The organism is Pseudarthrobacter xylosi (assembly GCF_055412765.1).
The window spans coordinates 84,625-105,791 of record NZ_JBVAYT010000006.1 but is presented as its reverse complement, the minus strand read 5'-3'; the positions used below and the strand labels follow the sequence as shown (position 1 = coordinate 105,791).

At 63.4% G+C, this 21,167-nt stretch carries 17 protein-coding genes and 2 tRNA genes; 15 read left to right on the top strand and 4 right to left on the bottom strand.

What is annotated here, in order from left to right; all coding sequences use genetic code 11:
- Positions 1-303: 303 nt before the first annotated feature.
- The 4 genes from ACZY1F_RS14205 to ACZY1F_RS14190 all read left to right on the top strand — a co-directional run bounded on the left by ACZY1F_RS14205 (position 304) and on the right by ACZY1F_RS14190 (position 4,135).
- A tRNA-Gln gene (locus ACZY1F_RS14205) sits at positions 304-375 on the top strand.
- A 143-nt stretch (positions 376-518) separates the two neighbouring features.
- Positions 519-594, top strand: a tRNA-Glu gene (locus tag ACZY1F_RS14200).
- A gap of 215 nt (positions 595-809) precedes the next feature.
- On the top strand, positions 810-2,525 hold the full coding sequence (locus ACZY1F_RS14195; protein WP_463942394.1) for a dynamin family protein: 1,716 nt from the start codon (positions 810-812) through the stop codon (positions 2,523-2,525).
- The gene (locus ACZY1F_RS14190; protein WP_463942393.1) at positions 2,522-4,135 is read left to right on the top strand and encodes a GTPase; all 1,614 of its coding nucleotides are present in this window, start codon (positions 2,522-2,524) and stop codon (positions 4,133-4,135) included. Before ACZY1F_RS14195 ends, ACZY1F_RS14190 begins: the two co-directional genes overlap by 4 nt.
- Before the next feature lie 5 nt (positions 4,136-4,140).
- On the opposite strand, the gene ACZY1F_RS14185 is transcribed toward ACZY1F_RS14190, so the two are convergent.
- On the bottom strand, positions 4,141-4,680 hold the full coding sequence (locus ACZY1F_RS14185) for a DUF1697 domain-containing protein (protein WP_463942391.1): 540 nt from the start codon (positions 4,678-4,680) through the stop codon (positions 4,141-4,143).
- Positions 4,681-4,727: 47 nt separating this feature from the next.
- Entirely contained in the window at positions 4,728-5,447 is a 720-nt protein-coding gene (locus ACZY1F_RS14180; RefSeq protein WP_104061235.1) for an IclR family transcriptional regulator, read from the bottom strand.
- A 113-nt stretch (positions 5,448-5,560) separates the two neighbouring features.
- Between ACZY1F_RS14180 and leuC the strand changes: the two genes are divergently transcribed.
- Both leuC and leuD read left to right on the top strand, forming a co-directional pair.
- On the top strand, positions 5,561-7,015 hold the full coding sequence (gene leuC, locus ACZY1F_RS14175) for a 3-isopropylmalate dehydratase large subunit (protein ID WP_463942390.1): 1,455 nt from the start codon (positions 5,561-5,563) through the stop codon (positions 7,013-7,015).
- Positions 7,016-7,024: 9 nt separating this feature from the next.
- Positions 7,025-7,627, top strand: a complete 603-nt coding sequence (gene leuD / locus ACZY1F_RS14170) for a 3-isopropylmalate dehydratase small subunit (protein ID WP_463942389.1) — start codon at positions 7,025-7,027, stop codon at positions 7,625-7,627.
- 6 nt (positions 7,628-7,633) lie between these two features.
- Here leuD and ACZY1F_RS14165 read toward each other — a convergent pair whose 3' ends face one another.
- Entirely contained in the window at positions 7,634-10,621 is a 2,988-nt protein-coding gene (locus tag ACZY1F_RS14165) for a glycosyltransferase (protein WP_463942387.1), read from the bottom strand.
- Between the two features lie 120 nt (positions 10,622-10,741).
- Here ACZY1F_RS14165 and murA point away from each other — a divergent pair, with 120 nt between their 5' ends.
- From murA to ACZY1F_RS14145, 4 genes are read left to right on the top strand one after another with little or no spacing between them, the layout of a single operon-like run.
- Positions 10,742-12,067 carry a UDP-N-acetylglucosamine 1-carboxyvinyltransferase gene (gene murA / locus ACZY1F_RS14160; protein ID WP_463914982.1) on the top strand — a complete coding sequence of 442 codons (1,326 nt, stop codon included), beginning with the start codon at positions 10,742-10,744 and terminating at the stop codon, positions 12,065-12,067.
- A gap of 10 nt (positions 12,068-12,077) precedes the next feature.
- Complete coding sequence (locus ACZY1F_RS14155) at positions 12,078-12,845, top strand: lysophospholipid acyltransferase family protein (RefSeq protein ID WP_463942386.1); 768 nt, start codon at positions 12,078-12,080, stop codon at positions 12,843-12,845.
- The gene (locus tag ACZY1F_RS14150; protein ID WP_463942384.1) at positions 12,845-13,894 is read left to right on the top strand and encodes an NAD(P)H-dependent glycerol-3-phosphate dehydrogenase; all 1,050 of its coding nucleotides are present in this window, start codon (positions 12,845-12,847) and stop codon (positions 13,892-13,894) included. Before ACZY1F_RS14155 ends, ACZY1F_RS14150 begins: the two co-directional genes overlap by 1 nt.
- Positions 13,895-13,896: 2 nt before the next feature.
- Entirely contained in the window at positions 13,897-15,045 is a 1,149-nt protein-coding gene (locus ACZY1F_RS14145) for a D-alanine--D-alanine ligase family protein (protein ID WP_463942382.1), read from the top strand.
- A gap of 23 nt (positions 15,046-15,068) precedes the next feature.
- Here ACZY1F_RS14145 and ACZY1F_RS14140 read toward each other — a convergent pair whose 3' ends face one another.
- Positions 15,069-15,575 carry a DUF3515 domain-containing protein gene (locus ACZY1F_RS14140; protein WP_463942381.1) on the bottom strand — a complete coding sequence of 169 codons (507 nt, stop codon included), beginning with the start codon at positions 15,573-15,575 and terminating at the stop codon, positions 15,069-15,071.
- 229 nt (positions 15,576-15,804) lie between these two features.
- Here ACZY1F_RS14140 and ACZY1F_RS14135 point away from each other — a divergent pair, with 229 nt between their 5' ends.
- The 5 genes from ACZY1F_RS14135 to ACZY1F_RS14115 are packed head-to-tail and all read left to right on the top strand — an operon-like array spanning position 15,805 to position 21,167.
- Positions 15,805-16,428, top strand: a complete 624-nt coding sequence (locus tag ACZY1F_RS14135) for a hypothetical protein (protein ID WP_463942379.1) — start codon at positions 15,805-15,807, stop codon at positions 16,426-16,428.
- A gap of 45 nt (positions 16,429-16,473) precedes the next feature.
- Complete coding sequence (locus ACZY1F_RS14130; protein WP_463942377.1) at positions 16,474-17,679, top strand: glycosyltransferase family 4 protein; 1,206 nt, start codon at positions 16,474-16,476, stop codon at positions 17,677-17,679.
- Complete coding sequence (locus ACZY1F_RS14125) at positions 17,676-19,415, top strand: glycosyltransferase family 4 protein (protein WP_463942375.1); 1,740 nt, start codon at positions 17,676-17,678, stop codon at positions 19,413-19,415. Before ACZY1F_RS14130 ends, ACZY1F_RS14125 begins: the two co-directional genes overlap by 4 nt.
- The gene (locus ACZY1F_RS14120; RefSeq protein WP_463942373.1) at positions 19,412-20,290 is read left to right on the top strand and encodes an ABC transporter permease; all 879 of its coding nucleotides are present in this window, start codon (positions 19,412-19,414) and stop codon (positions 20,288-20,290) included. The genes ACZY1F_RS14125 and ACZY1F_RS14120 overlap by 4 nt, the downstream gene beginning before the upstream one ends.
- The gene (locus tag ACZY1F_RS14115; RefSeq protein ID WP_463942371.1) at positions 20,277-21,167 is read left to right on the top strand and encodes an ABC transporter ATP-binding protein; all 891 of its coding nucleotides are present in this window, start codon (positions 20,277-20,279) and stop codon (positions 21,165-21,167) included. Before ACZY1F_RS14120 ends, ACZY1F_RS14115 begins: the two co-directional genes overlap by 14 nt.

Sequence of the window (21,167 nt, the reverse complement as noted above, 5' to 3'; positions counted from 1 at the left end):
GGAGCGTCTGGCAAGCGATCCAACAAGCAGGGCCGCGTCAGGGGCAAGGAATGGCGGTCAAGTTCTTAATCTGGGGGCAGTCCAGCTTCATGCCACTGACTGGCGCGTCGTGATCGATCGAAGGCTTGGTTACTCGCGGGTAATTTAGTGGGAGTAGACTCATTCTGGGTGATCTGGCCAGGCCTCGTATCCGGGCCACCGGCGCCGATTTGTGCCAGCCCAAAGTCTCGGGTAAAGTAATTTCTCGTGCTGAGGCGCACGGAGCGCGGCTTGAAGCCCGAAACTCCGGCCCGAAAGTATCATTGGGATATGGTGTAATTGGCAACACTACGGTTTCTGGTACCGTCATTCTAGGTTCGAGTCCTGGTATCCCAGCTCTGTTTGGTCGCAGGCTAACCGCGGCAAATCAGTGGTTTTGATTCGGTTCGCCGATTTGAAACAAGCGCTGAGTGTATGAAATACTCACTTAGCAAACCGGCCTGGCGCCGGATGGAAGTGAAAACTTCCTGGAAGTACGCGGCCCCATCGTATAGCGGCCTAGTACGCTGCCCTCTCACGGCGGTAACGCGGGTTCGAATCCCGCTGGGGTCACCATGAAACGGTCCCGGGCATCAGCCCGGGGCCGTTTTTTCGTTGTGGACTTCGCAGTGGCGGCAACAGGGCAAACCCGGCCCGGGTGAAAAAGCTGCCGCGACTGGCATGATGATGCTGTGACCTCCTCAGACGGGCTTCGTCCCACGCAGCCTCCACCGCCACTGCGCGCACCGAAAACGCAGCCTGGCCAGCCAGACGCTGAGTCGGAGCCGGCTGTGGCCTTGCTTGAGGCCGTGCGTGGAGACCTTTCCGCGGTGTCGTTGCAGCTTGCCCTTCCGGATGTCGAGCAGGCACGCCAGGACACCCGGAACGCCGTCGCCCAGCTGGACGATTACATCCTGCCGCGGTACCGGAGCCTGGACGCACCGCTGCTGGCCGTCGTCGGGGGTTCCACCGGTGCCGGCAAATCAACGCTGGTCAACGCCCTGGTGGGTCACCCGGTCACCCGCTCCGGCGCCATCAGGCCCACCACCCGGCAGCCCATTCTGCTGCACCACCCGGCTGATGCCGGGTGGTTCGAGGGCCACCGTGTGCTGCCCACCCTCAACCGGATCCGGGGTACCGTCTCCACGGAACCCGTCCCGGCCAGCCGGGCCGGCGCAGCACCCGATGCAGAGGCCATTTCTTCCCTCGTGCTGGTGGCGGACCACGCTGTTCCGCAGGGGATCGCGTTGCTGGACGCTCCCGACGTCGACTCCATTTCCGATGACAACCGCAGGCTCGCCGGTCAATTGCTGGCCGCCGCGGACCTCTGGGTTTTTGTGACCACTGCCAACCGCTACGCAGACGCGGTCCCCTGGAAGCTGCTCCTGGACGCGTCCTCGCGGGACATCATGGTGGCCGTGGTCCTGGATCGTGTACCGGCGGAGGCGGAAGCCGAAGTCAGCGCCGATCTCCGCACGTTGCTGCAGAAGGAAGGCCTCGGCGATGCCGGCCTGTTCATCGTGCCGGAGACTGACCTGGACAGTCTCGGCATGCTGCCATCGAGCGCCGTGGAGCCGTTGCGGCGGTGGCTGCAGGAACTTGCAGCCGACGCCGCGGGGCGGTCCGACATTGCCCGCCGGACCCTCAACGGGACGGTGAAGGCGCTGGCCGGGCGGGTCGGCACCGTGGCCCACGCAGTCCAGGGGCAGGAGCGGGCCGCAGCCACGCTCCGGGCAGCAGCTGAGGATGCCTATCGCGATGCCGGGACCCGGATCCTGGACGCAACAAAGGACGGCGCCCTCCTCCGCGGGGAAGTCCTGGCGCGCTGGCAGGACTTTGTCGGAACAGGGGAATTCTTCCGGGCGCTGGAACAGAACATCGGACGGCTGCGGGACCGCATGGGAGCGTTCTTCCGGGGCGAGCCGACACCAGCCGTACGGGTTGAGGACGCCATCGAAACGGGGTTGCAGGCTGTCATCCTGGACGAGGCCGCCAACGCCGGCGAAGAAACTGACCAGCGTTGGCGTTCGGACCCGGCCGGCCGCGAGCTCCTGGGGGCGGATGATCTGTCCGGCACCAGCCCCGGCTTTGCCGAGGTGGCCGCAGCGGAGATCAGGGCCTGGCAGGCCGGTCTGATGGAACTGATCCGCACGGAAGGGCAGGGCAAGCGGACTCAGGCCCGGTGGCTTTCCTTCGGGATTAACGGGTTGGGTGCCGCGCTGATGATCGTCGTGTTTTCCATGACCGCCGGCCTCACCGGGCTGGAGATCGGCGTGGCGGGCGGTACAGCGGTCGTGGGACAGCGACTTCTGGAGGCAGTGTTCGGCGAAGACGCTGTCCGCCGTCTCGCGCAGACGGCGCGAGATGACCTCCACGCCCGGTGCCAGCGGCTGCTGCAGGCAGAACAGGAGAAGTTCCTTCAACGCCTGCCGGAGGGCGGCGCGGACACCGTCCGGATCCTGACCCACCATGCCGCTGCCCTGGCCCGGCTGGCGGACAAGGCATGAACCGCCACAGCGTCGCCCGTGAAGCCTCGCAGCTGGACCGCAGGCTCCAAGCCCTCAACGATGCGCGCGAACTCGCCGAGGGCGTCTTGCCGGACGCCGCACTTGAGGGGGTGTTCCGGCTCCTGGAACGCGCGAGCTCCCGGCGGTCACTCTCGGCTGATCACACCGTTGTAGGGTTTTTCGGCGCCACCGGCAGCGGCAAATCGTCGTTGTTCAACGCGGTCAGCGGCGTTGAAATCGCGACGGCGGCCGCCCGCCGGCCCACAACGTCGGAACCCTTGGCAGGTGTCTGGGGAGCGGACGGCAGCGAGCCGCTGCTGGACTGGCTTGAGGTGCGCAACCGCCACCATGCCGAGCCCGTGGCAGGCTTCGCGGATGAGGGCACGGGGCTGATCCTGCTGGACCTGCCTGACTTCGATTCCACCAGGGCCGCGAACCGCGAGATCGTGGAGCGCATGGTTGGCCTGGTCGATGTCCTGGTCTGGGTCCTGGATCCGCAAAAGTACGCCGACGCGGCAGTCCACAACGATTTCCTGGCGCCCCTGTCCGCACATGGCGCCGTGACCTTGGTGGTCCTCAACCAGGTGGACCGGTTGCCCGAACGGGACGTGCAGCCTGTGCTGGAGTCCTTGAAAGGTATCCTCGCCCGCGACGGGCTGGGCAAGGTCCAGGTCCTGGGAGCCTCCGCCCTGAAAGGCACCGGCGTGGACAAGGTCCGGAGCGCCATCCGCACCGTGGCGGGGCAGCGCCAGGCACTTTCACAGCGGCTGGCCGCTGACGTTTCGCGGGCCTCCGGGCAGCTCCGGGAGGCCTCCGGCGCCGGGGAAGCCGCCGGTGTCAGGCCGGCGTCTAAATCCCGGCTCACCGATGAGCTGGCAACGGCCTCCAACGTGCCCATCGTGGTGGAGGCCGTCGCCCGGTCCTACCGTATCGAGTCGACGCGCCGCACGGGATGGCCGGTGACGCGGTGGCTGGTGCGATTCCGGCCGGATCCGCTCCGCCGGCTCAATCTGAGAAGCTCTTCACCGTCCCAAATTAACCGGACCTCGCTCCCGGCCGCGGGCGCCCCGGAACGCGCGAGGACGGATGCTGCCGTCCGTGAGTTTGCGGACGCGGCGAGTGCGGGAGCACCCGGACCGTGGCGTGCGGCCATCCGGGGTTCCGCCCGTGAAGGGCGGGAGGCGTTGCCGGATGCCCTGGACCAGGCCATCGCGGGAACAGACCTGATGGCGTCCCGGAAGTCATGGTGGTGGGGAATTTTCAACGTGGTCCAGTGGCTCGCCCTGCTGACGGTCCTGGCCGGTCTGGGCTGGCTTGGCGTGCTGGCGGGGATCGGCTATCTCCAAATGCCCCTCCCCGAGGTTCCCAAAGTGGAAGGCTGGCCAGTGCCAACACTCATGATGGCCGTCGGCGTGGTGCTGGGGATTTTCCTGGCGCTTACCGGAAAGTTCATTGGGGCAGGAGCCGCGACGGCGCGGGCAGCCAGGGCCAGGAAACGGCTACGGGCAGCCGTGGGCGAGGTTGCCCGTGACTTAGTCGTGGAGCCGGTGGAAGTTGAGGTCACCAGGCTCGCGTCCTTCAACGCGGCGCTGAAGGCGGCTGGAGGCTAAGGCCGTTAGGCAAGGGCGGTTGCGGCGTCACTGACCTTGATCAGCGTCCGCAGGTTGCGGGTGGTAGTGGTTGCCTTGAACTTAGCCTTGGACGAGATCTTGCTGAAGGGGCTGTCCAGCGTCCCGCCAGCCGGAGCCAGCCAGGCCAGAGCCTCCGGGCCGAGGCGTTTCAGCTCAGTCCCGTCAAGGGCTGCGCCAGCCGCGTCCAGCTCATCGAGCATGGCGGTGTCCGAGGCCAGTGTGACATAGGTGTGCGTTGCCTTATCGTCCGCCGGGTACGGGCAGGCAGCCACTAGTTCGGAGACCCGTTGGGCCGTCAAAACCACCACCCAGGCGTCGTAGCCGAACGCCTCACGCAGGCACTTCTCAAAGGTCCGCTTGACCGTGGCAGGATCCTCGTCGCTGGCAAACACCACGTTGCCGCTGGCCAGCAGTGTCTTGACGTCGGCGAACCCCTGCGATGCAAGGGCGTTCTTGAGGTCAGCCATCTTGATGTTGATCCCGCCAACGTTGATGCCGCGGAGGAAAACTGCGTAGCTGTTCATGCGGACAGCCTAGCTGTGGGCAGCCAGGTCCGGACGGACGCGAGGCCTCAATCGTTGCTCTTGCGCAGGGCCTCGGTGAGGAGCCGCGCGGCGTTACAGACCACCTCGGCGTGGAGGCGGCCCGGCTGGCGGGTGAGCCGCTCGATAGGGCCGGAGATCGAGACGGCAGCGATGACGCGTCCGGACGGTCCCCGGACGGGCGCCGAGACCGAGGCGACCCCGGGCTCGCGTTCGCCGAGGCTCTGGCCCCAGCCCCGCCGTCGTACGCCTGCCAGCACGGTAGGCGTGAAACGCGCGGCCTGCAGGCCCTCAAGGAGCCGGTCATGATCTTCCCAGGCGAGCAGCACCTGGGCGGCGGAGCCTGCCTTCATGGAGAGTTTCGTGCCCACGGGGATGGTGTCACGCAGGCCGATGGGCCGTTCTGCGGAGGCCACGCAAATGCGCCATTCGCCTTGGCGGCGGAAGATCTGGGAGCTTTCGCCGGTGGCGTCGCGCAATTGCATCAGGACCGGCCCGGCGGAAGCGATGAGGCGGTCCTCGCCAGCGGCGGAGGCAAGCTCCACCAGGCGGCTGCCGAGGACAAACCGGCCCTGGATGTCGCGGCTCACGAGCCGGTGGTGGATCAGGGCCAGGGCGAGCCTGTGCACGGTGGGCCGGGCCAGGCCCGTGGCGGCCACCAGCTGTGCCAGCGTGGTAGGTCCGGCCTCCAATGCATCAAGCACATGGGCCGCTTTATCAATGACGCCGACTCCACTAGAATTGTCCATGTAATGATATTGCCGTCTCATTATCTGAGATGCAAATCTTTGGGCTGGCACATATTGCGGCCCTGCTGGTTCAGTGGAACCAAACAGTCAAACAGCAGTGAAGGGAGATGGCCGTGGCAAAGACACTGGCCGAGAAAGTCTGGGACGCACATGTGGTGCGCAAAGGCGACGGTGAAGGAGCCAACGCCCAGCCCGACCTCCTCTTCATTGACCTTCATCTTGTGCATGAGGTGACGTCGCCGCAGGCATTCGAGGGCCTGCGCCTGGCCGGGCGCCAGCTGCGCCGCCCGGACCTCACCATCGCCACGGAGGACCACAACACTCCCACGCTGGACATCCACAAACCCATCGCTGACCTCACTAGCCGCACGCAGATCCAGACGCTGCGCAACAACTGCGCGGAGTTCGGAGTCCGCCTGCACTCGCTCGGCGACGCTGAACAAGGCATCGTGCACGTTGTTGGCCCGCAGCTGGGCCTCACCCAGCCTGGCATGACCGTTGTATGCGGCGACTCCCACACGTCCACCCATGGCGCGTTCGGCGCCCTGGCCATGGGCATCGGCACGTCCGAAGTGGAGCACGTCATGGCCACCCAGACGCTGTCCCTGAAGCCGTTCAAGACCATGGCCATCAACGTTGAAGGCACCCTGCGCCCCGGCGTCACCGCCAAGGACATCATCCTGGCCGTGATTGCCAAGATCGGCACCGGCGGAGGCCAGGGCTACGTCCTGGAATACCGCGGTTCCGCCATTCGCGCGCTGTCCATGGATGCGCGGATGACCATCTGCAACATGTCCATCGAAGCCGGTGCCCGCGCCGGCCTGGTGGCCCCGGACCAGATCACGTACGACTACATGGACGGCCGCCCGCACGCGCCGCAGGGCGCGGACTGGGATGCAGCCGTTGAGTACTGGAACACGCTGAGGACCGATGACGACGCGACGTTCGACGTCGAGGTGGACCTGGATGCCAACACACTGGAGCCATTTGTCACCTGGGGCACGAACCCAGGCCAGGGCGTTTCGCTCTCCGCCCAGGTGCCGTCCCCGGAGGACTTCGGCGACGAAAACGCCAAGGCGGCCGCCGAACGCGCCCTGCAGTACATGGGACTCGAGGCCGGGACGCCGATGAAGGACATTCGGGTGGACACGGTCTTCCTGGGCTCCTGCACCAACTCACGCATGGAGGACCTCCGCGCCGCTGCGGACATCATACGCGGGCGCCAGAAGGACCCCAATATCCGGATGCTGGTGGTACCCGGTTCGGCCCGCGTACGGCTGGAAGCGGAGGCTGAAGGCCTGGACAAGGTCTTCAAGGACTTCGGCGCCGAATGGCGCTTCGCCGGTTGCTCGATGTGCCTGGGCATGAACCCGGACCAACTCGAGGTGGAAGAGCGTTGTGCCTCGACCTCCAACCGTAACTTCGAAGGGCGTCAGGGCAAGGGCGGCCGTACGCACCTGGTTTCGCCGGTGGTGGCAGCGGCCACAGCTATCCGTGGCACCTTGAGTTCGCCGTCGGACCTCGATCCGGCTCCTGAATCCGCCGCCATCCGCACCGACGCAGCCTAGGAGGCCGCCATGGAAAAGTTCACCACCCACACCGGCATCGGCGTCCCGCTCCGCCAGAGCAACGTTGACACGGACCAGATCATCCCCGCGGTCTACCTCAAGCGGATCACCCGCACCGGCTTCGAAGACGCCCTGTTCTCCGCCTGGCGCAAGGATCCTGCCTTCATCCTGAACCAGGCGCCGTTCAACGCCGGCTCCGTCCTGGTGGCGGGCCCGGATTTCGGTACCGGTTCGTCCCGTGAACACGCCGTCTGGGCTCTGAAGGACTACGGCTTCAAGACGGTACTGTCGTCACGTTTCGCCGATATTTTCCGTGGCAACTCCGGCAAGCAGGGGCTCCTGGCCGCCGAGCTCGCCCAGGACGATATCGAGCTGATCTGGAAAGAACTGGAAAATGCCCCGGGCACCGAAGTCACCGTTGACCTGCCGTCGAAGACCGTCAGCTGCGGAAGCATCGTGGCGCCTTTTGAAATCGACGATTACACACGCTGGCGCCTCCTGGAAGGCCTGGATGATATTGGCCTGACACTCCAGCACGAAGAGGACATCACCGTTTTTGAGGCCACACGTCCGGCCTTTATGCCCAAGACGCTCCCGGCCCGCCTTTCCTGAGAAGGATTAACGTACCGGGACGACTTTCTTGGCTGGGAATCTATCCCCTTTTCGCGCCGACAACTGATTCACATATCGGTTCCATTGGTCCTTATGAGTCATATACTCAGGCTGCCATGGTTTCGCCGCGCCAGCCCAGTGGATGATCTTGGGATCCACCACGACTTCTTGTTGCGGTAAAGCATTCCATGTCGGATCCAAGCGCAACCGCTCAGGGCCAGCGTAGCAATTGAGGATCTCCTGATCGTTCATGCCGAACTCTGCTGCGAACGGAATGTAACGCTGGCAAAAATTGTCGTCGCGCATTCGCTTCAGATCAAGAAGCATGATGCCGGCGTTGAATGCCAGGAAGTCATGCGTGAGCACCTTGTGCATCCTGCGACGAAGTTCAAAGGCCGCTGAGTGTTCTAGCCTGTTGGCAGCACGGTATACGTTGCTGAAGCCGCTTTCGGCCCAAGCCGCCCGCGCGGACCGGGCCCCGAGCGGGTGGCCTTGGAGATCATGATCGAAAAGCACGCCGATATCTGTGCAGGTTACTGCATCGATGTCGTGGTAAATCACTCGATCCACTTTTTCCAATAGAAGCGGAAGCAGCAGCCGATCCATGGTTGACACCGTTATATGTTTCAACATTCCCGTGATTTCACCGTAATCGATATTGTCGCAAGCTAGGAATGTAAAGCCGGCTTGTGGAAATGTTTTCGCCAGCTCGTCGTAGTCGGACTGGCCATGGCCACGCGAGACGAACCAGAAGTGCAGAGGGCGCGTCGTGTTGCTCACGATACTTTCGATTACCACCGGAACTTCCTGACGCAGGTTCTGGTCGGCGGCGAGTGCTATGTTCACAACGTCCGCTCTGCCCTCGATAGCGTCGAGGTTCCGAAGAACTTGGGCATCAGTGACGGCTTTACAAGCTGCCCTCTCGTCAAAGCTGGGCTTCGAATCGACTACGGGGCGCGCCAACTTCTCCTTGGCTGCAGCTACATCGTCCGCAACCAGAGATCGCCAGCCTTTGTAAACGTCTTCAGGGGAGGTACCAGACAGGATTGACGCGTAGACGGAGCGGAGCTTGCTCCGTAGCCCATCCTGGGTGTTGCGCAGAAGGCTGTTCCCAGGCTTCATCCCCAGCAGCCCGTCGAATCTGACATCGGACAGGCGGCGGGGAGTAAACTCGACGTCACACCCGAGCGCCGTCGCAGGAAGGTAGCAGTGCAGTCGGGACGTAATTATGGTCTGGTATGTGCGATATTCCTCCAGGAGTCGGACCGCGCTGAGTATATTTTCCTTTATGCTGGCCCGGCATATGTCCTCACCGGCCTGCGTGATCTTGTCGACGCCAGATTGCCCGACCAGCGTGTCAGGTACAGGGGTGTCGACTAAGGCTGTACGAGAAATAGCGAACGCAGTCGTTGACAGTGTCGGGATGTGCGGGAAGAAGGCATCAACAGTCGTTGTCAGGCACCCAGAGAAGAATGCATCAACGCCCACGTTCAGTAGCAGATAAGTTGTTGTCCAATCGCGACAACCTACCGGCCCATGTGCTTTCAAGTAGTCAATAGCTTCCGGCGTCAACATTTTGCGATGTTGGATATGGAACGAAATAAAGATTGGATTTATGTTTTCATTAAAGGGGAAGTCGAATTTGCCACGAAAAGTGCTGTGCATATACCAGCCGAATGCGACCATCCACGTGTTGTTTGGGACCACATTATAGTGGCTCGCATCGCGGTCCACCCGCACCAGGTTGACGCCGGTGGATACCTTTGCGTCATTAACTAATTCCGGCCGGAGGCGTGGCTGGAGGTAATTGGCGGTCTCAACGAGCGAACTTTCGCCGGCGAACTGGGCGTTACCAAAACTCAGGAGGTGGCCCAATGATCCCAAGGTCTGCACATAGTCTCCAAGATTGGAGGACTGTCTCAGGAAGTCCGGCTGCTTGTAGTCAAGAACACCGATATTGATCCCCCCTGGAATCAATGACCCGCTGCCCTGGGTCGTCTCGCCAGCTTGTTCTTCCCAAGCCACCAGCCAGTGATAGTCAGTCAGGTCCCGCCCGTTTAGCACCAATGGACTGCCGGATGCTGCGGCGATGCCCTTCAACACCTCCAGAAGACGTTGTCCAAGGTCACGGCGCTTTTCCCTGTAGGCGCAGCGGACCGTGGCCACGAGGAGTCCGTGATTGAGTGAAAAGGTTTTGATGTTCTCCATGACGAATTGGAAAGCCTCGTCGGGATTCATCGCGAACTGCAGGCTAATCCACTCGTTGGGAGCGTGGGCCAGACGAAAGCTGTCTGGAACAGCTGCGAAGTGGTGGTAGGCAAGGTCGTCGAGGTCTTGATGAGCAGCTACAAGAGCGACGCCCACGTGGCCCGCGTTTTCGGTCCCCGAATGGTCAAGCAATGCTTGAGACAACGAGCGTGCCCGCACATGGAGACGGCTTGCCAGCAGTTCCCGGATGGTCTCTATGGCCGAATGATCGAAATCAATCCCACGCTCAAGACTGCGGACAAGGGTTGCCTCCGCGGAAGACCGCTCCCTAAGCACCACTTTCTGCCGTTGGAGTCGCCCCACAGTGTCCCGGGAAGACGCTAGCTTTTCCCGCACTTTTACAACCCTGGCGTCGAGTAAGGCTTCTCGCTCACGTGATTTTTCTAGAGCTCTGCGCACGCTCGCCGCATTCTCGCGGACACGTGTCAGTTCAGAACGTACCTCGTCACGCTGTTCAGTCAGTTTCTCAGCCCGGCGCCGTAGGGCATCCCGCTGAGCACGGACAGAATCCAGCTGGGCTGATACAGCGGCCAGGCGGCTCGCCAATTGGTCCTGTGCCGCAGTAGTCAGGCCCTCTGTGGTTGGATTCTCGAGCTCAGGTGCGGGGTTCAACTGCAGTTGCTCTTTTCTACAATGGATGTTGCGGTCGGAGCGGCGGAACGGCTCACAACCGGCAAGCGGCAGACTTGCTAATTCATGGCCCGGGACCGACACGCCGGGCTGCACCGTAATGGATTCTAGCGGCCTTCAAACCCGCCCGTATTTCGGTTCGGTAACGCAACCTCCTATGCTTAGCTGGAGCCTTTGCAAGGATTTGGGGGCGAGTAATCGTAAGGAAACCGGTATATGAGTAGTGTTCTGACAATCCGCGGCGGCGTCCCGCTTACAGGCCGCGTCACCGTCCGGGGGGCCAAAAACCTGGTCCCCAAGGCCATGGTGGCAGCGTTGCTGGGCAACGAACCGTCCGTGTTGCGGAACGTGCCGGAAATCAAGGACGTGGAGGTTGTCACCTCGCTCCTGCAGCTGCACGGGGTGACGGTGGTCAAGGATCCCGTCAGCGGCGACCTCACCCTGGATCCGAAGACGGCCAAAACCGCCCCGAGCACTGCGATCGATGCCCACGCCGGTGATTCACGGATCCCCATCCTGCTCTGCGGACCCCTGATCCATGCCATCGGTGAGGCCTTCATTCCGGACCTTGGCGGCTGCAAGATCGGTGACCGGCCCATCGACTACCACCTCAACGTGCTCCGCCAGTTCGGCGCCGTGGTGGAAAAGCGCCCCGGCGGCATACACATCTCGGCCCCTAAGGGCCTGCACGGCGCCAAAATCAATCTGCCCTACCCCTCGGTGGGCGCCACGGAGCAGGTACTGCTCAGCGCCACCCGCGCCGAAGGGATCACCGAGCTTTCCGGCGCCGCCACTGAGCCTGAGATCATCGACCTCATTGCCGTGCTGCAGAAGATGGGCGCTATCATCAGCGTCCAGACGGACCGGACCATCCGCATCGAAGGTGTCCGGGACCTGGGCGGCTACAACCACCGCGCCCTCTCGGACCGCAACGAATCAGCGTCCTGGGCCTCCGCAGCGCTGGTGACCCGAGGCGACATCTTCGTCGAAGGCGCCTCGCAGCGGGACATGATGACGTTCCTGAACACCTACCGGAAGGTAGGCGGCGGCATGGACATCGGCGAGGACGGCATCCGCTTCTACCACCGCGGCGGCAAGCTCAACCCGCTGGTCCTGGAAACGGACGTGCACCCCGGCTTTATGACCGACTGGCAGCAGCCGCTCGTGGTGGCCCTGACCCAGGCGGAAGGCGTCTCGATCGTTCACGAGACCGTCTATGAAAACAGGTTCGGCTTCACCGATGCGCTCATCCGGATGGGCGCGAGCATCCAGGTGCACCGCGAGTGCCTAGGGAGTGTGCCGTGCCGCTTCGGCCAGCGCAACTTCCTCCACTCTGCCGTCATCTCCGGCCCCACCCAGCTGAAGGGCGCCGACATCGACGTACCGGACCTGCGCGGCGGCTTCAGCCACCTGATCGCGGCGCTGGCCGCTTCCGGCACGTCGCGCGTGACCGGGATCGACATCATCAACCGCGGCTACGAGCGTTTCACCGAAAAGCTGTCCGGCCTCGGCGCCGACTTCGACATCACCTCGACAAAGTAGCGGTGGGTACGTGAAGGAAACGGCCAAGAGCCAGGCCACATTCGTAGTGGTCGCAGCCATAGTGCGCACGGTGCTAAACGCCATGATGAACAAGAAGTGGGAAGGCCTCGAGAACCTCCCCGCCGGCGGGTTCATTGCCGTGCCCAACCACTGCACGGAAATCGATCCGCTGATCGTGGGGCATATTCTCTACAACCAGAAGCGCGCCCCGCACTTCCTGGCCAAGGCCGGGCTGTTCAAGGTGCCGGTCCTGGGCGCGGTCCTGCGTGCCACCCGGCAAATCCCGGTGGAACGCTCGACGGCGGGAGCGAACCGCTCACTGCAGCTCGCCCAGGAGATTGTGGCGGACGGCGGGGCCATCATCATTTACCCCGAAGGTACGCTTACGCGCGATCCCGCATTGTGGCCGATGAAGGGACACACGGGTGCTGCCCGCCTCGCCTTGGAAGGGGGCATTCCCGTGGTACCGATCGCGCACTGGGGCGCGCACGAGGTCTTCCCGCGTTACGCCAAGCGGTTCCACCTATTTCCGCGCAAGACGTCCCGCGTGATGGTGGGCAAGCCCGTGGACCTCAGCCAGTACGCCGGCCGGCCACTGGACAAGGCAACGCTGACCGCAGCCACCGCCACGATTATGGATGCCGTGACCGCCCTGCTGTCCGGCATCCGCGGGGAGGAGCCTCCTGCTGAACGCTGGGACCCTGCCAAGCACAATCAAGCCACGCACGGGCGCTTCGTTGAGCGCGGAAATCCTGACGACGCTGCGGATGCCACCTGATGGCCGACGGAAGCCGTCAGGGTTCCGCCCGCTCCGTCGCCGTCCTGGGCGCCGGTTCCTGGGGAACCACATTCGCCAAAATCCTGGTCGATGCAGCACGGGCAGCGGGGGAACAGCGGACCATCCGGATCTGGGGCCGCCGCAGCGAAGTGGTGGAACAGATCAACAGCTCCCACCGTAACGTCCAGTACCTGAAGGACACCGAGCTGCCGCCCAGCATCACGGCGTCCACGGACGTCAGCGATGTACTGGCGGGCGCAGACCTGGTGGTCCTCGCTGTTCCTGCCCAGTCACTGCGCCTGCAGCTCCGTGAATGGAAGCCTCTGATCGCTCCCGACGCCATGGTGGTGTCACTGATGAAGGGCCTGGAGCTCGGCACCGACGCCCGGATGAGCGAGGTTATCAGCGACGAACTGGGGATTCCCGCGGACCGCATCGCAGTGGTTTCCGGCCCCAACCTGGCCATGGAGATCGCCCGCGAGGAACCCACGGCCTCCGTGGTGGCCTGTACCGACGCGGCCGCCGCAGGCTGGATCGCGAGGAGCTGCACCGCACCGTACTTCCGTCCGTACACCACGGCGGACGTGGTTGGCGTGGAAATCGGCGGCATCGTCAAGAATGTTATCGCGCTGGCCGTCGGCATCTGTGAAGGTAAACAGATGGGGGACAACACCAAAGCCTCCGTGATCACCCGGGGCTTGGCCGAAACGTCAAGGCTCGCGCTTGCCCTTGGTGGCGAGGCCCGGACCATGGCGGGGCTGGCTGGCCTGGGGGACCTGGTGGCAACGTGTTCCTCGCCACTGTCGCGAAACCATACGGCCGGGCGGCTGCTGGGTGAGGGCCTCACCCTTGATGAGCTTGCCCTGAAGATGACGCAAACCGCCGAAGGCATCAAATCCGGCCAGGCCGTGCATGAACTTGCGGGGAAGCTGGGCGTCGAGATGCCCATTACTGCCGCCGTCGTAGCCGTCCTGGCCGGCAAACTGTCCGTTGACCAACTGGGGCCGCTGCTGCTGGCCCGGGACCTGAAACCCGAAGGCGATTACTGACGATGTCCAACGATAACCTGACCGCAGCGGACTCAGCCCCCCGGGCCAAACCCCGCGTCGCGGTGCTTTTTGGTGGCCGGTCCAGCGAGCATGCCGTGAGCTGCGTGACCGCCGCAGGCGTCCTGGGCGCCATCAACAAAGACAAATATGATGTCATCCCCATCGGCATCGCCAAATCGGGGCAGTGGGTGCTGGCTGCAGGGGATACCGCCCAGTGGTCGCTGTCCTCGTCGTTACTGCCGGAGGTCCCGCCGTCGTCGGAAACAGTGACGCTGGCCGAGATCGGCGGCGAGCACCAGCTGATCGTCGCCTCACCGAACCAGGTCCCGCAGGAACTCGGCACGGTGGACGTTGTGCTTCCGCTGCTTCACGGTCCTTTTGGCGAGGACGGCACCATTCAAGGACTCCTGGAACTGTCCGATACCCGCTACGTCGGCGCCGGCGTGCTCGCGTCGGCTGTGGGTATGGACAAGCACTACATGAAGGTGGTTTTCGAGTCCGCCGGGCTGCACGTGGGGCCGTATATTGCCGTTACGGATCGTCAGTGGGTCAAGGATGCGGAGGCTGTCCGCAAACAGGTGGATCAGCTCGGCTTTCCCGTGTTCGTCAAGCCGGCGCGGGCAGGCTCGTCCATGGGTATCTCCAAAGTTGACTCGCTTGAGGAGCTGGACGCAGCCGTCGAAGAAGCCCGACGCCACGACCTCAAACTGGTCATCGAGGCCGGCATCGTAGGGCGTGAAATTGAGTGTGCCGTCCTGGAAGGACGGGGGACCGATTCCCCCCGGACATCCATGCCCGGCGAAATTTCCGTCGCCGCCGGAACGCACGAATTCTACGATTTCAACGCCAAGTATGTTGAGGATGACGCGGCGGCACTGAGCTGCCCCGCCGACATTCCCGAGGAAGCCATTCTTCGTGTCCGTGAACTCGCGGCAGCCGCCTTTGACTCTGTAGGTGCAGAAGGCCTGAGCCGCGTGGACTTCTTCTACACGCCCGACGGCGAACTGATCATCAACGAGATCAACACCATGCCCGGGTTCACGCCCAAAAGCATGTACCCGCAGATGTGGGCAGCTTCAGGCCTGGGCTATGCGGACCTGATTGATGAGCTGATCTACCTAGCGTTGAACCGGAAGACCGGCCTGCGGTAATCGGTGATTGGGTCTGGCGAAACCTACTGACTGGACGGCAAGTTCTGTAGTTCTTCCTGGCCCACGCAGTTCCGGCTGGCCGGGATCTTGCTGGCGGAGGCGGAAAGATCAGCCAGTACTGTCGCGGAGCTGACCTTCTCAGGATCCATCAGTATTTCCGTAGCGGGTTCGCGGCCGAAAGTAGTCAGCGTCCACACCGGATCGCCCTCCTTGATGACCCAGTCGATACCGTTGACACTCACGCACCGGTCCGTCGTCGGGCCCGGAACGTTGACCCCGCAGCGCAGGACCACCTGCGACGGGTCCCCCCAGGCCGCGGTGGCCTGGCTGTTGGTTTTCCTCAGTGCGGAATCGCCGATGGCGTCGGGCAGTGCCACCATCATGGGGGCGCAGGCGGGGTTGGCGGCGTCCGTGGCCGCGGAAACGTCCACAACGGGCGAGCAGCCGGCCAGTCCAAGGCAAACGGCGCCGGCCGCCACCGAGGAGGTTGCACGAAGGAAGAGGGACCGGGCGGCGGGATGGGACTGCATAGTACAAGCCTAGCCGCGCCGAATGGGCTGGCATTTCAGCCCGTCGGGAGTCAATACACGGTGACACGAAAAACAACCGAATTTAGCCATCGGGTAGACTGTGGAACGTGCGTCGAATGTGCTCGCCACTCAGGGCGGCAAATTGAGCCGTTGACGTATTGACCTATTTCATATTCTGGGGGAGGAACCGCCGATGTTTGATTGCGGCTGGAAACAAAAGTCGGCCCACGTGCTCCTAGGTGCTTCAATCCTGACGGCACTGGCCGCCGGGCCCGTCAGCATGGCGGGGGCAACCACCCTCGACATAGATCCGTTAGTCACGGTTTCCGATACCGGCACGGATACGGAAACCTCACCCGCGCCAACCCCCAGCGACACTGCCTCTCCGACACCCAGCCAGTCTCCCGAGCCGACCACCCCTGACCCTGGACCGACCACGCCGGACGTCCCAGTCGAGACTCCCCCCGTGGTTCCCGTTGCCGAGGCCCCTGTTGTTCCTCCCGTCGTTCCGGTCGAGGTTCCGCCCGTGGTGGAGACCCCTCCCGTTGTTGTTCCGACCACAGAGCCAGAGCCGAGCGTCGCTGTGGAGCAAACCCGGGAAGCGGCGGTGGCGGAGGAGGTTACCGCCACGCCGGAACCCGCTGAAACCACCGCCGCAGCTGTTGCCGCTGCGCACGTTAAGCCCGCTGCGGCAATTGAATCCACAGTCCAAGCGGCCGTCGCCGTAGCTGCAGGCAGCCCAGTGTGGCTTCAGTCGCTTGTTGTGGCGTTGCTATTGGGACTTGGGTACGGTTACTTCCGCTTCCTTGGTTCGTCACGGGTTGCGGGTTCTCCCAGGACGGGCAAGTCCTGACGTATGGGCCCTGAGTCGCCTCCGAACGGTGGGGCACGCAAGTCTTTGCAGATAACCCTTATCACCCACTCGTACTGGCCGGAGCAGAGCCCACCCCAGCGCCGTTGGACGGCCATGATCAAGGAGTTCTCCCACTCCGGGTGGGGGGTTGACGTGGTCACCCCTGTGGCTCACTACCCCTTCGGCAGGCGCGAGCTGCCCCGGTGGATGGCCGGACGACCGTTCCGGCTTCGTAACGGCCAGTTCACTGAAAAGATCATGCATGTGCCCTACCTTCGGCATGGCACGTCGCGGCTCGCCCGGCTGCTGGACCAGTGCTATTCGGCCGCGCTGTCCGTCCCGGCCGGACTGATGGTGCGCAGGCCTGACGTAGTCATTGTTACGGCACCGGGATTGCCTTCGTTGGCAGCCGGGTTCCTGTTAGCAAAAATGCGCAGAGTGCCACTGATCGTGGAAATGCGGGATGCCTGGCCAGACTTAGCCCGTGACGCCCGCCTGGTGGAAGGGAGTGTCAAGAGCCTCATAGAGCACGTCGTGGACTTCGTTCAGCACCGCGCAGATCTAGTGGTCACAGTGACCGATGGTTTCGCCGCCACGCTCAGTGCGCGGGGCGTTAAGAACGTCGCGACAGTCAGCAATGGCGTCCACCTTGAGGCCATTCCGGTGATGGAACCGCCAGCCCTGGAACGCGAAACTTTCGAAGCCCTGTACTTGGGAAACCACGGTGAAAGCCAGCGGCTGGACGTCGCCATCCGCGCCAGCGCACTGGTGGGCGACTCCATGCACCTCCACCTCGTGGGCCACGGCACACAGCGGCCGGCCCTGGAAAAACTGGCCCGCGAGCTGAAGGCTCCGGTAACCTTCCATGCACCCCTCACCGGGGACGCCATGCTTGAGCGCTATGCGTCGGCGGACACGTGCCTTGTTTCCTTGCGGGATGACTGGAAATCCTTCGAAACCACTGTTCCCTCGAAAACCTACGAAGTCCTGGCCATCGGCCGGCACGTGACGGCTATTGTCCGCGGCGAGGCGGCGCGCATCATCGCCGACGCCGAGGCCGGCGACATCGTGGCCAGCGACCCTGAAGCTGTGGCCGCTTTGTGGCGTGAGCTCGCAGCAGACCGGGGCCGGCTGATCCGAAGCGACAACGGCAGGCAGTGGGTCAAGACCAACGCCGAGTACGATCTCCTGGCAGTCCAGTACATGGACATCGTCGCGGACCTCCTGTCCAACCCGGTTTCCCATAGATGAGGCAGTTGGTTCGAAACCTGCGGTTGATCGCCGGAACAGTGCGCCAGCACCTGGCCGACGACCCGGTGGTGCTGCTGCTGCAAACCTCCCGGCGGTTCCCCGCTGCCCTCCAGCCGGCCGCAAAGTCTCTGCTCAGGAGGGCGCCACACAACGCCCATTCTGCCGTCCTGCTGTTCGCCGCCTTGGCAGCCGGGGAAGATGCGGACCTCGCCCGCCGGCTGGAGGCCGCCGTTGCAGGCGGCGCCGCGGGGGAGCACGCCCGCAGGCTTGCCGACATCGCCATTGCGGCCGGACGCGTGGACCTGGCGGACCAGCTCCTTGCCAAGGCCGGATCGGCGAAACGCCTGAATTCCACCACCGCACGGCGCCTGTGGTTCGACGGTGCCCTCACCGAAGCCGTGCATGCCTTGGACGGTTCCATACGCAGTGAAACCCTTCAACGCAGGCGCCTCAGCGCTGAGGTGGCCATTCTGCACAATGCGTCGCCCAGGCTGGAAAGACAGCCATACAGTCCCCTGCCGGGACGCATCCTGCATCTGCTGACGAACTCGCTGCCGCACACCGCCAGCGGGTATGCCCAACGCTCCCACTCCACGCTCCTGGCCCAGCAGGAGGCGGGCCTGGAAATCCTCGCCGTGACGCGGATGGGCTACCCCGTCCAGGTGGGGAAGATGCTCGCCCGGGGAGAGGACGTTGTGGACGGCGTGACCTACCGCCGGCTCCTGCCGCCGAAAATGGCGGCCACCATGGATGCCCGCCTGCAGCAGCAAGCGGAAGAATTGCTGGCCGAGGCCCTGAAATTCCGGCCTGCTGTCCTGCAGACCACAACCCACTACGTCAACGGCCTGGTGGTCCGTGCCGTGGCCGAGGCCCTGGGAATACCGTGGGTCTACGAAGTCCGGGGCCAGCTCGCCGACACCTGGGCCTCAACCCGCGGACCGGCGGCGCTGTCCAGCGAGAAGTACAGGCTGTTCCGGGACCGCGAGGCCGAAGTCATGCGGGACGCCGACCTCGTGCTCACCCTTGGCCAGGCCATGAAGGACAACATCACAGCGTCCGGTGTGCCCGCGGAGAAAGTGCTTCTGGCACCGAATGCCATCGGCGGCGATTTCCTGTCCGTCCCTTCAAATGGGCCCGCTGCGCGGCGTGACTTGGGTCTCCCGGAGCGGCGTCGATGCGTCGGCACCGTCAGCAGCTTGGTACCCTATGAAGGCGTGGACGACCTCATCGGTGCGTTCGGGTTGCTGGCAAAAGACCTGCCGGACCTGCTGCTGGTAGTTGTAGGTGACGGCGTCGCGTTGCCCGCACTCAAGGTCCAGGCAGAGCACAGCGGCCACGCAGACCGCATTATCTTCACGGGCAGGGTCCCGCGGGACATGGCCGTCCGGTACCACCAGGCACTGGACGTTTTTGTTGTACCACGGAAGGACCTGGACGTAACGCGGTCCGTGACTCCGCTGAAGCCGGTGGAGGCCATGGCGTGTGCCAAACCGGTGGTTGCCAGCCGGCTGCCGGCGCTGGCCGAGATTGTGGAACATGAAGTAACAGGGCTGTTGACCACTCCCGAGAACAGGGAAGAGCTCGCTGATGCGCTCCGGAGGCTCCTTGACGATTCGCGCCTGGCCGATGAATTCGGGCAGAGTGGCAGGACACGGGTACTAAAGGAACGGACATGGTCAGCCAACGCGGCTGCCCTGATAGCAGAGCTTGAAAAGCTGGGAGTAAGTATTCGATGAGCATCGACGAACAGACAAAGGCGCCGGCGCTTTCCGTGCCGGTTAACCTTGTGCGTCTGACCAAGGTTGGCCAGCGGCCCGACTTCCTGGACTACCTGGTGCAGCTCTGGGACCGGCGGAGTTTTATCATCTTTGATGCCCGGGCAAGGGTTCAGAGCGGCAACGAGAAGAACTTCCTGGGCAGCGCCTGGCTGGTCCTGACTCCCGTCCTGTCAGGCCTGAGCTTCTACCTGATCTTCGGTCTGCTCCTCAACACCAGCCAGGGCATCGAAAACTTCATCGGCTACCTCATCATCGGTGTGTTCACCTTCCAGATGACTACTCGGTCCATCGTGGGCGGGGCAAAGTCGCTCACCGGCAACACATCCATGATCCGGGCCTTCCAGTTCCCGCGCGCGTCGTTGCCGATCGCCGTCAACGTCCGCGAACTTCTCTCCAATGTGCCCGTGACCATCGTTATGCTGCTCTTCGTCATCTTCACGGCTCCCGCCGAGGAAATCACGTGGCGGTGGCTGCTGATGATTCCGGCGATCCTCCTACAGTTCCTCTTCAACCTCGGCATCGGTATGTTGCTGGCTCCGCTGGTCCTGAAGATTCCCGATTTCGCCATGCTGCTGTCATTCATGATGCGGCTCTGGATGTACGCCTCCGCCGTCTTCTTCTCGGAACACCGCTGGGACAAATATCCCGTGGTCCGCACCATCATGGACTTCAACCCGGTCTTCCAAGTCATTAAGATCATCCGCGACACCGTGCTGTACGCGGCTACGCCGTCATGGCGGTCCTGGGCAGTGCTGGGTTTGTATGCCGCTGTGTCAATTACGGCGGGGCTCCTTGTGTTCTGGCGGGGAGAGGAAACCTATGGGCGCGTCTGAGATTTCTGTCAGTAGAATTACCGAGCCGACAGTTGTGGTCGATGATATTTCCGTTGTCTACCGGACCAAACAGCAGTCCGGCGGCCGGACCACGGCACGGAAGCCGGTCCTCGGCGCATTCCGCAAGCACCTCGCCGGCGACGGTCCCGTAAAGACCACTGCCCTCCGCAACGTCTCCTTCGTGGCCAACCAGGGGGACTCCATCGGCGTGATTGGCCGCAACGGTTCGGGCAAGAGCACCCTCATGAAGGTACTGGCCGGTCTGATCATCCCTGACAAGGGAACGGTCTATGCCGCCAGCAACCCCATCCTCCTGGGCGTCAACGCCGCCTTGATCTCCTCCATCTCCGGCGCCCAAAACATCCGGCTGGGTTGCCTGGCGATGGGCATGAGCCACAGCCAGATCGATGCGAAGTTCGACTCCATCGTGGAGATGTCGGGATTGGAAGAAGAGATCTACCATCCCATGAACTCCTACTCCTCCGGCATGGGGGCCAGGCTCCGGTTCGCCATCGCCGCTGCGGTGGACCCTGAGATCCTCCTGGTCGACGAGGCCCTCAATACCGGTGACGCGCAGTTCAAGGAACGGTCCAAAAGCCGGATGAAGCAGGTGACCAACCAGGCCGGCACCGTATTCGTCGTCAGCCACAGCCTGGAAACCATCACCTCCACCTGCAACAGGGCGCTGTGGATCGACAAGGGCGACTTTGTTATGGATGGCACGCCAAAAGCGGTTGTCAAGGAATACAAGAACTTCATCTGGCGGATCAACGAAGGCAACGCGGACTACGGCCGCAAGATCCGGGCCGAATTGATGGCGAGCCTTCCGGAAATGCGCACCACCCTCCTCCCTAACGGCTGGAAGCGGTCAAGGTAG